This window comes from Cellulophaga tyrosinoxydans (assembly GCF_900176415.1).
In the GTDB taxonomy this organism is placed as follows: domain Bacteria; phylum Bacteroidota; class Bacteroidia; order Flavobacteriales; family Flavobacteriaceae; genus Cellulophaga; species Cellulophaga tyrosinoxydans.
Genome location: NZ_FWXO01000002.1, coordinates 145502 through 158520, shown reverse-complemented (window position 1 = coordinate 158520; position 13019 = coordinate 145502). Strand labels below are relative to the sequence as shown.

The 13019-nt window shown below is 31.6% G+C and carries 9 protein-coding genes; 5 read left to right on the top strand and 4 right to left on the bottom strand.

Features of this window, described 5'->3' with window-relative positions; all coding sequences use genetic code 11:
• Positions 1-54: 54 nt before the first annotated feature.
• Both B8963_RS07700 and B8963_RS07695 read right to left on the bottom strand, forming a co-directional pair.
• Complete coding sequence (locus B8963_RS07700) at positions 55-1176, bottom strand: GTP cyclohydrolase (protein WP_084060935.1); 1122 nt, start codon at positions 1174-1176, stop codon at positions 55-57.
• A gap of 99 nt (positions 1177-1275) precedes the next feature.
• Complete coding sequence (locus B8963_RS07695; protein ID WP_084060934.1) at positions 1276-2328, bottom strand: transporter; 1053 nt, start codon at positions 2326-2328, stop codon at positions 1276-1278.
• 112 nt (positions 2329-2440) lie between these two features.
• Here B8963_RS07695 and B8963_RS07690 point away from each other — a divergent pair, with 112 nt between their 5' ends.
• From B8963_RS07690 to B8963_RS07675, 4 genes are read left to right on the top strand one after another with little or no spacing between them, the layout of a single operon-like run.
• Positions 2441-2704 carry a DUF4834 family protein gene (locus B8963_RS07690; protein ID WP_084060933.1) on the top strand — a complete coding sequence of 88 codons (264 nt, stop codon included), beginning with the start codon at positions 2441-2443 and terminating at the stop codon, positions 2702-2704.
• Positions 2705-2748: 44 nt separating this feature from the next.
• A complete protein-coding gene (locus B8963_RS07685) occupies positions 2749-5184 on the top strand; it encodes a YfhO family protein (protein ID WP_084060931.1) in 2436 nt (811 codons plus the stop codon).
• The gene (locus B8963_RS07680; RefSeq protein ID WP_084060929.1) at positions 5184-6455 is read left to right on the top strand and encodes a glycosyltransferase family 4 protein; all 1272 of its coding nucleotides are present in this window, start codon (positions 5184-5186) and stop codon (positions 6453-6455) included. The genes B8963_RS07685 and B8963_RS07680 overlap by 1 nt, the downstream gene beginning before the upstream one ends.
• Positions 6455-7909: an oligosaccharide flippase family protein gene (locus B8963_RS07675; RefSeq protein ID WP_084060927.1), complete on the top strand. Its 1455-nt coding sequence runs from the start codon at positions 6455-6457 to the stop codon at positions 7907-7909. Before B8963_RS07680 ends, B8963_RS07675 begins: the two co-directional genes overlap by 1 nt.
• Before the next feature lie 61 nt (positions 7910-7970).
• Here B8963_RS07675 and B8963_RS07670 read toward each other — a convergent pair whose 3' ends face one another.
• Both B8963_RS07670 and uvrA read right to left on the bottom strand, forming a co-directional pair.
• Complete coding sequence (locus B8963_RS07670; RefSeq protein ID WP_084060925.1) at positions 7971-9233, bottom strand: hypothetical protein; 1263 nt, start codon at positions 9231-9233, stop codon at positions 7971-7973.
• 150 nt (positions 9234-9383) lie between these two features.
• Positions 9384-12161, bottom strand: coding sequence for an excinuclease ABC subunit UvrA (gene uvrA, locus B8963_RS07665; RefSeq protein ID WP_084060924.1), 2778 nt, complete (start codon positions 12159-12161; stop codon positions 9384-9386).
• A 246-nt stretch (positions 12162-12407) separates the two neighbouring features.
• Here uvrA and B8963_RS07660 point away from each other — a divergent pair, with 246 nt between their 5' ends.
• Entirely contained in the window at positions 12408-12989 is a 582-nt protein-coding gene (locus tag B8963_RS07660) for an RNA polymerase sigma factor (protein WP_084060923.1), read from the top strand.
• The last annotated feature ends 30 nt before the right edge of the window (positions 12990-13019 follow it).

The window sequence follows — 13019 nt, the reverse complement described above, 5'->3', positions numbered from 1 at the left end:
AAAAGTCCAAATATTAACACTATTTGGACTTTTTTTATGAAGTATTTTTGAGCGCTAAACTAGACTCTTGCGATAGGTTCTTCTTCGTTTGTAAATTTGTGGATCAAAATTTTTCCATAATTGTTTAATCGCTATATTTTCCTCTAATTCTGGAGTTCTAATGCAGGTATGAATTCCTTTAGCAGTAAAAGTTTTATAATATTCATTAAACAAAATCGCGGTAACACCTTTGTTTTGATACTCTGGATGTACACCAATTAAATAAAAGATAACTTCTTTACTATTTCGTTTAGCGTTTAAAAGATGAAACAATCCGGTAGGGAAAAGCTTTCCTTTAGCTTTTTGTAAGGCTTTTGAGAAAGATGGCATTACAATTCCAAACGCAACAAGATTGTCTTTATCATCCAAAACAAATTTTATATATTCTGGATTTATAAAACTGATATATTTTTTCTTGAAATACGCCTTTTGAATTTCATTTATGGGAACAAAAGAAGATAATGAAGCGTAGGACTCATTAAATAAATCGAACATCTTATCTGCCATTGGCATAACATCTTTTGTTTTTGTGAAATTTAATGGTCTTAAATTATAGCGCTTTTTAATTAGTTCATTTGCTTTGGCGTAGAATTTAGGATCTGCATTAGCAAATGGAAATTTATTCTCCATGTACTCCTTTTCTTTTACAAAGCCATTAGTTTCAAAATGATTTATATAATAAGGGTGATTGTACCATGTAATCATGGTTCCAATATGATCAAATCCTTCTACAAGTACGCCAACCTTATCTAAATTAGAAAATCCTACAGGACCTTCCATGTACTTTAATTTATGTTTTTTACCAATTTCTGAGACCTTATCTAATAAAGATTTTGACACTTCGAGATCATCTATAAAATCAAACCAACCAAATCGCATTTTAGATACTTTTTGATGATTTACTTCAATCCAGTTAATGATGGCAGCTACTCGACCAACAATTTCGTTGTTTTTATAGGCTAGAAACAAAGTAACTTCCGCATCCTTAAAGGCAGGGTTTTTTTCTGGATTAAAAGTCTCCATTTCATCAGCAATAATGGGTGGGACCCAATAGGGAGAATCTTTGTATAATGTAAAAGGAAATTTTACAAACTTTTTTCTGTCGGCAATAGTTTTTACTTCTGCTATAGTGATCATGCGTTTTTATTTGATGAATCAATATTAGCAATATTAATCTACATCTTAAAACGTGATAAGAAATAATAAAATTTAAATAGTATTTAAAGCCTATTTTATTTAGAAATCAATGGCACCATCATCTTTTTTCTTTTGCTTTTCTGCCTTTTTCAATTTTTTTAATTGCTTTTTAGTAGGTCCTAAATCAATATCTTCTGCGCCATTACCTTTTTTGGCTTTCTTCGCTTTTTTCTTCATAGATTTTCTACCAATCTGTCCGTTTTCACCACCTTTTTGTTCATCAATAGCAATAGGCTTATCTACGTGCTTATCCAATCTATAAGACACACCTAAAGTTCCAAACATTCGCGTTGGTGTATCTTTAAAACTACCACCAAAGGTAATGTCAGCTTGTAAATTAGGACTCAATAAATGCGCAATACCAGTTCTATAAAGTGCATCGGCATAGCGATCACTTTTTATACCTTGCTGTTCTAGAAAAATGCTCCATTTTGGGTTTCTAAATGCATGGGTAAGTGAAACTATATAACTCAACTCAGGATAATCCGTTCCAATACGGTCATAAGCAATGTTGGATATGAACACTACTCGAGGAGAAATTTTGCTTTGAGTTGCAAGCATAACGCGTGGAGAGACTATAGCATCTCCTAAATAGTATGGATTGTCTCCAAGAACAAAAGTTGCACCAGCGTATAAAGACACTGCTGGAAGCAAGTTTCTCCACTGAAATTTATGATTTGCTTTCCAGCTATAAAGATTAGGTTTATTACGTTCTGGATTTTTATAAGGATCATAGATTAGATATTTTAAACCTAATCTATTTCTTGAAAAATCTGTAATCGAAATACTGGATTGCGGATTTGAAAAATCTTTATTTTCTTTTTGGAAAGTTCCCTCGTACATAATCTCTAATTTTTCCCACAAAAGCCCATAACGAAGTGCCAAATCAGTACTCCAAATATTGGAATCTGTTAATAATATGGTGTGCTCTTGCTGTTCGTAACCTATACCAAACTCAGCTTGAATAACATTTTTGCCGACCGCATAGGCACTTACGGATTGTCCAGGTCGGTTAGAATTAATAACATCTGTATATTGAGCTGTAGCAATTATTGTAAAGAGAAAAGCAAATAATGGAAGAATATTTTTCATATTTTTTATTCTATACCGCCTTGGATCTAACGGTTTTATTAATATTTTAAGATTTTCAACGCTAAAATGCGAACTGATAATCGTATTTTTGATATTATTTTAATTAAAAGACATGGGTTTCTTTACAACGATTTTAATTATACTATTAGTATATTATTTATTTAAAATATTGCTAAAATTATTTGCGCCTAAACTATTGAATTACGCTGGTAAAAAAGCAGAAAAACACTTCAGAGAAAAATTCGAAGGATTTGGCACGCAAGAACAAACGAGAACTACCGCAGAAGGAGACGTAATTATAAATTCAAAAACTACCAAAAAATCGAAATCTTCAAATAAAGTTGGAGAGTATATAGATTTTGAAGAAATTGATTAATTTCCCCCTTTAAAACCAACCCATATATAACACTGCCAATTTAAATGAAAAGTAATCTTAGAGTCTTTTTAATTCACTTTTTTGCTGTTTCTCTTTTTGTAATTGTGGCTTTAGCCTTTTTTACACCGGTATTGCAAGGTAAAGTCATTTTCCAATCAGATATTGCACAGTATACTGGAATGGCAAAAGAGCAAATCGATTTTAAAAAACGTACTGGTGAAGAGCCTTATTGGACCAACAGTGCGTTTGGAGGAATGCCAACGTATCAATTAGGAGCACATTATCCGCATAACTATGTAAAGCAGTTAGATTTGGCACTGCGTTTTTTGCCACGCCCTGCAGATTATTTATTCTTGTACTTATTAGGTTTTTACATTTTATTGAGTTGTTTAAAAATTGATTTTAGGCTTGCAGTTATAGGAGCCTTGGCATTTGGCTTTTCTACTTATCTCATTATAATTTTAGGAGTGGGGCATAACGCTAAGGCGCATGCAATTGCTTATTTGCCCATGCTTTTAGGAGGAATATTATTAGTTTTTAGAAAAAAATATATTTGGGGATTTGTTTTAACAGCATTAGCAATGGCATTAGAAATTAATGCTAATCATTACCAAATGACCTATTATTTTATGCTATTGGTGCTAATTTTAGGTGTTGTTTACCTTGTTGATGGAATACGAAAAAAGCAATTAAAACATTTTTTCACTTCAGTAGGCTTACTTCTCGTGGCAGTAGTTCTCGGAATTGCCACTAATGCAACAAGTTTAATGGCAACTAAAGAATATGCCGATTGGAGTACACGCGGTAAAAGCGAACTTACCATTACTCCTGATGGTAACCAAAAGGAAAATAGTGGAGGGCTTAGTAAAGAATACATAACGCAATATAGTTATGGTATTACTGAATCGTTAAATTTATTCGTACCAAGACTATTCGGAGGCTCTAATTATGAAGATTTAGGAGAGGGTTCCAAAACCTATAATTTCTTAATAGAAAAAGGATTATCTCCTACCAAAGCATTAGAGTTTTCAAAGGGATTGCCCTTATACTGGGGTGATCAACCAGGGACATCTGCTCCGGCGTATGTAGGAGCTGTGTTGTTTTTTCTATTCATACTAGGACTTATATTGGTTAAGAAAAAAGCAAAATGGTGGTTATTGGGAGGTGTACTTATGTCTTTGGTCTTATCATGGGGGAAAAATTTTAGTGCCCTAACCGATTTTATGATTGATTACTTTCCATTGTATGATAAATTTAGAGCAGTATCATCAATACAAGTTATATTAGAACTTTGTGTTCCTATCTTAGCCATTTTGGCATTAGCTGAATTATTTAATACTACAGTGGAAAAAGCAAAAAAACTTAATGCATTAAAAATTAGTTTTTTTATTACAGCAGGCCTGGGGATTCTTATACTTGTAAGTAAAGGTCTTTTTTCTTTTGAAGGTGGTAGTGATGCTTTTTTAGAACAAAATTACGGCAATGAGCTTATGACTATGATTCGTCTTGATCGTGAAGCCGTTTACGTAAATGATACATTAAGATCATTGTTATTTGTTTTATTATCCGCAACTGCATTATGGTTGTTTATAAAAGAAAAATTCAATAAAAATGTTTTTGTTTTAGTCATTGGATTGTTGATTTTGTTCGATTTAATTGGTGTTGATAAACGCTATGTAAATGATGATGATTTTGTACGTCAGAGAGCTATGACATCACCTTTTGCTGAAACCGCTGTTGATAAAGAAATAGCTAAAGACAAATCTATTTTTAGAGTCTACAATCCTGCGGAAGGATTAAATGGAGCGAGTACATCATATTACCATCAATCCATCGGTGGATACCACGCTGCCAAACCTGCTAAAATGCAAGATTTATTTGATTTTCATATCTACAATGGCAACCTAAATGTATTGAATATGTTGAATGTAAAATATGTCATTCAACAAGATGAAGAGGGTAGAAGTGTTCCAGCCGTAAACCCAAATGCCAATGGCAATGCATGGTTTGTAGAAGAATTAATAAAAGTTTCGAATGCTAATGAAGCAATTTTGGCTCTAAAAGATTTAGATACTAAAAGTAAAGCGGTAATAAATACAACTAAAAATTCAAGTCTTACAAATTATGCATTTGCTAAAGATTCTTTGGCATCAATAGTTTTGGAAAATTATAGACCAAATCAATTAACTTATCAATCTAAAAATAAGAATAAAGGTTTTGCAATTTTTTCTGAAATGTATTATGAAAATGGATGGAAAGCCTATATAGATGGTGTAGAAAAACCTATTTATGAAGTCAATTATGCACTTCGTGGTTTAGAGGTACCTACTGGAGATCATAAAATTGAATTTAAATTTGAGCCTGCTGTAATTAAAGAGGGTTCCACAATAGTTTTGGCAAGTTCTTTACTACTAGGGTTAGTAATCTTAAGTGCATTAGGATATTCTTTTTGGTCTACACGTAAATCAAACAAAGAGTAATGAAAAAAGTATTAATCATTACGTATTACTGGCCACCTGCTGGAGGACCTGGAGTACAACGATGGTTAAAATTTGTCAAGTATTTACGTGATTTTAATATTGAACCCGTTTTATATATACCAGAAAACCCTAATTACCCAATTACGGATACTTGTTTTATAAATGAAATACCAGACGGAATAAGCATTTATAAACAGCCCATTTTTGAGCCTTATAAATTAGCCAGTTTCTTATCAAGTAAAAAAACTAAACGGATTAGTTCTGGAATTATACAATCTAAAAATCAGTCTACTTTAGAAAAAGTAATGCTCTGGATACGAGGAAATATTTTTATTCCCGATGCACGCAAATTCTGGGTAAAACCTTCAGTTAGTTTTTTATCTGAGCTTATTATTAAAGAAAAAATTGAAACCATAATAACAACAGGTCCACCACATAGTGTTCATTTAATTGGGTTAAAACTTAAGGAAAAACTGGATATAAATTGGATTTCGGATTTCCGCGACCCATGGACAAGTATTGGTTATCACAAAAAATTAAAACTGACTAAGGCTTCGCAAAAAAAGCATAAGCATCTTGAAAAAAGTGTTTTAACTTCAGCAGATAAAATCATTGTGACCAGTGCATCAACCAAAGCAGAATTCCAAGAAATCACAACTAAACCAATAGTTGTAATTACAAATGGTTTCGACAATGATTTGAAGTCTAAAGTTGTATTGGATACCAATTTTACTATAGCACATATTGGCTCCTTACTCACTGGTAGAAACCCAGAAAATTTGTGGAAAGTTCTTGCAGAATTGATTGAGTCTAACGTTAAATTTCAAAATAGCTTTAAGCTCAAACTTGTTGGAGTGACTAGTGCAGATGTACTTAATACTATCTATTCCTATGGTTTGGAAAACTATGTTGAGTTACAGGGGTATGTATCTCATAACGAAGCTTTAGAGATTCAGAATAAATCTCAGGTATTATTGTTGACAGAGATAAACTCTAAAGAAACAACAGGAATAATACCAGGGAAACTTTTTGAGTATTTAGCAGCTAAAAGACCAATTTTAGCTATAGGCCCTAAAAATTGGGATGTAGGGGATATTATCGATGAAACTAAGTCAGGAAAATTATTCGATTATTCAGAGGATTCAAGTTTAAAAGAAATAATTTTAGAGTGGTTCCAAGCATTTCAAAGTAAAAAACTAGAATCAAATTCTGTAAATATTGCCAAGTATAGCAGAAGAGAATTAACTAAAAAACTAGCAGAAATACTCTAATGGGAATTGTATTAAAACAGTCTCTTAATAATACTATCGTTACCTATATAGGTTTTGCGGTTGGTGCCATTAATACCTTATTTCTTTATACTCGATTTTTAACAGATGAATATTACGGGTTAGTAAGTGTAATATTATCATATTCTGCTATTTTAATGCCAATACTTGCCTTTGGTGTTCCTAATACTTTAGTGAAATATTTCAGCAGTTTTACAGATAAGAAAGATAAGGATAGCTTTCTTACCTTAATGTTATTATTGCCATTATTCTTAATTGTACCAATGGCAATTGCTTCATATTTTGCTTATGAAATAATCGGAAATTTTATTTCGCAAACAAATCCTATAGTTAAGGGTTATGTATGGTATATTTTTCTAATTGGTATGTCAATGGCCTATTTCGAGGTATTTTATTCTTGGTCTAAAGTGCATATGAAAACCGTTTTTGGAAATTTCATGAAAGAAGTTTTCACAAGATTAGGTATCACCTTATTATTAGTATTGGTTTATTATAAATGGATTAGTGTAGATACTTTTCTAATCGTTGTAGTCATTTTGCATCTTATTCGTATGTTGATAATGAAGCTTTATGCCTACTATTTAAGAATGCCTGTTTTAAACTTTAATTTTCCCTATAATTTAAAGGAAATTCTTCAATATAGTACACTAATAATTCTCGGAGGTTCTGCCGCTGTTGTTTTATTAGAGGTAGATAAAGTAATGATTAATCATTACATTAAAATTGAAAATGTAGCCTACTATAGTGTAGCTATTTTTATTGCCACTGTAATCTCGGTGCCTTCGAGATCTATGCACCAAATAACTTATCCGTTAACAGCCGAAATATTAAATAAAAACGATAAGCAAGAGCTAAAGAGTTTATATCAACGAAGTGCCTTAACATTATTTATCGTTTCTGGTTTAATTTATATTTTAATTATTTTAAATCTTAACGAATTATATAAACTATTACCTGCCGAATATGGTAATGGTTTTACTATTGTTTTTTTAATAGGGCTTGCAAAAGTGTCTGATGCTGTATTAGGTAATAACAATGCTATTTTATATAATTCGGATTATTATAAAGCATTATTATTACTAGGTGTGTTTTTAGCGATTATTACTATCCTGTTTAATATGTGGTTAATTCCAGTATTTGGCTTAATTGGAGCTGCTGTAGCATCATTTACAGCATTATTTATCTTTAATTCTTTGAAGCTGTTATTTGTTAAAATCAGATTTGGAATTTTACCCTTTACCAATCAAATGTTTAAGGTTTTAGTTTTGCTTATAGTAGTAGTATTACTTTTCTTTTATTTAGAATTTCCATTTCATGCCATTATTAATATTGTTTTAAAAAGTCTTTTAATCATTTCAATTTACGTGGCAGCTTTATATAAGTTTAAATTATCAGAAGATGTTAATGGAATATTAAACAAATTCTTGAAGAAATAAAAAACCCCGCAGGAATAAGTTCACTGCGGGGTTAACAACTAACCAACCTAATAACTATTTTTTAATTTCTTGTTCTGCTAGTTCTATTTGAAGAACTAGTAGATCTTGATGTGCTAGATGGAGTACTTCTAGATGTTCTAGTTGTACTTCTAGTAGTTACACTTTTTTCTCTTGTAGGCGTGCTTTTAGAAACTCTACTTGTAGTAGTTGTTCTTGTTGCGCTACCTGTGTTTCTTGAAGAGGAATTTCCTCTTTCAACAGTTCTAGTAGATCTACTTGTTGTACTCGAAGGAGTTCTACTGGTACTTCTTGTTTCTGTTGCTCTTGGAGTTCTATTGACACTAGACTCTCTTTGAGTTACACCTCTACTATTACTAGATGATCTATCATTTCTAATTTCATTAGAACTTCTTGATTGCGTATTGCCTCTTGACGTTGTAGCTCTAGAAGTTTCTCTTTTTGAACTATCATATGATCTATTTTTAGAACTTCTTGATTGTACATCTCCTCTGGATGAATTAGCCTTTGAAGATTTTCTTTTAGAATCAGAATATGATCTATCGGAATATCCTCTATTTGAATTTGATCCTCTTAGTTCAGTATTACGTCTACTATAATTATCACTTACAGCAACTCGCTTATCATTTCTATACACTTTAGCTCTTTCATTACGAACTTGATTGTATCTATGCTCTTTGCCTATAGCAGCATATGTTCTTCGCGTATTGTAACGATAAGGGTTGTAGTAGGTATATCTAACAGGATTGTAATATCTTCTGTAAGGAGAACTATACACTAAACAAAATCCAACTGCAGGTCTTGCAAAATATCTGTGAAATGGTCTATATACATAAGTTCTATTATATATATTGATGAAACCACGATTATGGCTGTAATACCCTCTATTGTCATAGTACACATACATTCCTCCTAAACGAGAAACTCTACCATTGTTATATCTTATATTAACATCACCAATTTGAGAAACTCTACCATAGTAATCGTAATAAATAGGAACATTTTCAACTTGTAGTACTGCTCCGTAATCATCATATTGTACATATGGATTGTAGTCGTAACCAGAATTAAATGAAATACTAGTTCTACCAAAATTTACATTGGCATTAACACCAGCAACTTCGTCTATATAAAAATCGAACTCACCATCTGGATATACTGAAAACGTAATGCCATTTTCAACAAAAATGAATGAATCGTTGTAACTATAAGCATTGCGTTGTGCAACCTTATCTTCTGTTGTAACAGCTAACGCACTTGAAGTGCCTAAAACTAAAGCTGAAAAAAGGAGTATTAAATTTCTCATGATATAAGGTTTTAATAATTTGTGAATGCAACTATTTACATTCGATTAGTATATACCAAACAGCGTGCCAGAAATTTAAATATTTTACAATTTGTTGACTTTCAAATATTTATATAATTTAAATATAGATAATTATTAAGTGAGAAGTTCTTATAGTTTCTCTTTTAAATATTTTGCGGTATAAGAAATTTTATTTTTTGCAATCTCTTCAGGAGTTCCTGCGGTGATAAGTTCTCCTCCTTTTGTTCCTCCTGCTAAGCCAAGATCAATGACATAATCTCCACATTTTATTAAATCTATATTATGCTCAATAACAATAATCGAATGGCCTTTTTCTATTAAAGCATTAAAAGATTTTAAAAGTTTTTGAATATCATGAAAATGGAGTCCTGTTGTAGGTTCATCAAAAATAAATAGGGCCTTTTCTTTTGTTGTGCCTTTGACTAAAAATGATGCTAGTTTTATTCGCTGTGCTTCACCACCTGAAAGCGTAGATGAGGATTGCCCCAAAGTAACATAGCCTAAACCAACATCTTGTAAGGGTTTAAGTTTTCTATATATTTTTGTTTGTTGATGCTTTTCGAAAAAAGAAAGCGCATCATCAATTGTCATGTTTAATAAGTCGTCAATATTGGCATCTTGAAATTTAACTTCCAATACCTCTTTCTTAAATCTTTTACCTTTACAAGTTTCGCATTCTAAATGTACATCGGCCATGAATTGCATTTCAACAGTAATCTCGCCTTCACCTTTACATTTTTCACAGCGGCCTCCATCTACATTAAATGAAAAATGTTTTGTTTGGTAATTTCTGAGCTTACTTAATTTTTGACTTGCAAATAATGAGCGAATATCATCATATGCCTTAATGTAAGTCACCGGATTTGATCTAGAAGAACGGCCAATAGGATTCTGATCTACGAATTCTACATGTTTAATATGGCTATATTTACCTTTTACTTCAGTAAACTGACCCGCTTTTTCACCATATCCACCAATTTCTTTTAATATAATAGGGTAGAGTAATTTTTTCACTAATGTACTTTTACCGCTACCAGAAACACCAGTAATAACAGTGAGCATATCTAAAGGAAAGGTTACATCAATATTTTTTAAATTATGCTCTCGGGCACCAATAATTTCAATAAAATTGGGAGAAGTTCTTCTTTTTGACGGTACTTTTATTTCTAGGGAACCATTTAAATAACTGGCCGTTAAAGAGGTAGAATTTAAAATATCCTTCATGGTGCCATGTGCAACAACATTTCCGCCTAATGTTCCAGCCTCAGGTCCAATATCAATAATTTCATCGGCAGCTTTCATGATATCTTCATCATGCTCTACTACTATTACAGTATTACCTAAATCACGTAACGATTTTAATACATCAATCAAGTTCTCTGTATCTTTTGGGTGCAAGCCAATGCTTGGTTCATCTAAAATATACATAGAACCTACCAAACTACTACCTAAAGATGTGGCTAAATTTATACGTTGACTTTCTCCACCAGATAAGGTATTAGACTTTCTATTAAGTGTTAAATAAGTAAGGCCTACCTTATATAAGAATCCTAATCTACTTTTTATTTCTATTAATAAACGAGAAGCAATTTTGCTATCATTTTCACTTAATTTAATAGCATTAAAAAACGAAATTAAATCTTCAATAGGTTGTTCCACTAAATCCGAAATAGATTTACCATCTACTTTAACATAATCTGTTTCCTTTCTTAAACGTTTCCCTTTACAAGTAGTACATTTTGTTTTTCCGCGGTAACGAGAAAGCATTACTCGATTTTGAATTTTATAGCTTTTTTCTTCAAGTCCTAAGAAGAAATCATTAATTCCGCTAAAATGACTATTACCTTCCCAAACCAATTGTTTTTGTTCCTCGGTTAATTGATACCAAGGTTTATGTATCGGAAAATCGAACTTATAAGCATTATTCACTAATTGGTCTCGATACCAGCCCATACTTTCGCCACGCCAAGGAAAAATTGCATTTTCATATACCGATAATGCCGTATTTGGCACCACTAAATCTTCATCTATACCTATTACATCTCCATATCCTTCGCATTTAGGACATGCACCATAGGGATTATTAAAACTAAATAAATGAACATTTGGTTCTAAGAACTTCATTCCATCTAACTCAAACTTATTGCTAAATGGAATTTGTTTTCCTGTTTCAAGTTCTTCCACTATACAATCACCCTTCCCTTCAAAAAAAGCTGTATCAACGGCATTACCTAAGCGATTGTAAAAATCTTCATCATCTTTAGTAATTATTCGATCAACCACCAGACTAAATTCTTTATCAATTTGGGTAATAGAATCGTCTATTCTTAAAACTTCTCCTTTATACTTTATACGGGCGTAACCTTGTTGAGAAAAAATCTGAAGTGATTTTAAAGCATCGCGATCTTCTCTTATAGTAATAGGTGCTAACAATAATAGTTTTGTACCTTCTGGATACGACTTTATATGATTTACAACATCGGTAACCGTATGTTTTTTTACTTCTTGCCCAGATATTGGAGATATTGTTTTTCCTATTCTCGCATATAAGAGTTTTAAATAATCATAAATTTCGGTAGTAGTACCAACTGTTGATCTTGGATTGGTAGAATTTACTTTTTGCTCAATGGCAATTGCAGGTGCAATACCTTTTATATAATCTACTTTGGGTTTGTCTAGTTTACCTAAAAACTGCCTAGCATATGAAGATAAACTTTCAACATACCTTCTTTGTCCTTCAGCATATAAGGTATCAAAAGCAAGGCTAGACTTCCCTGAGCCAGATAATCCGGTAATTACCACAAGTTTATTTCTTGGGATAATTACATCAATGTTTTTAAGATTGTGGAGCTTGGCTCCCTTTATTATTATATTTTCTTTTGGATTTACGTCTAAAATGGCAGTCATACTCGTATTTATAATGGCAAAGATACAATATGAGTGCTTCAATCACTACAATACACGTTTTAACATCAAAAATATTGCATATCACAACAAACTTTTTTTAAAAGTGCCTATTTTATCTATATTTGATATGTAATTAAAAACCAGTAGCCTATAAAACAAAATTACTTTTTTAAAATTATTTCACACATAGTAAAGTTCAATCCAAAAAGGAGAGGACCCCTAATTTTAACCAAAAAAGTAATTTGTATGGAACTACAGATTGATGACTCAGTATTAGTAAAAAATTATATCAACGGAGAAGAAAAAGCTCTTGAAGTTTTAATTAACAGACACAACCAACGTATTTCTAGTTTTATTTACTCAAAAGTATTGGATAGAGATATTACGGAAGATATTTTTCAAGATACCTTTATAAAAGTTATTAAAACTTTAAGAAAAGGTTCTTATAGTGAAGAAGGTAAATTTTTACCATGGGTAATGCGAATAGCACACAACCTAGTAATAGATCACTTTAGAAAAAACAAAAGAATGCCAATGTTTGAAGGAAGTGATGATTTTAACATCTTTTCTGTAATTGGTGATGATCAATTAAATGTTGAGAAGCAAATAATTAAAGATCAAATAGATTCTGATTTAAATCTTTTAATTGAAGAATTACCAGAAGATCAAAAAGAAGTTTTAATGATGCGTATCTACAGAGATATGAGCTTTAAAGAAATTTCAGAAAATACAGGTGTTAGCATTAACACAGCTTTAGGAAGAATGCGATATGCATTAATAAACCTAAGAAAAGTAATTGAAAAGAATAATATCGTTTTGACGAATTAATTCGTTATTCAACGAATCGAACAATATTTC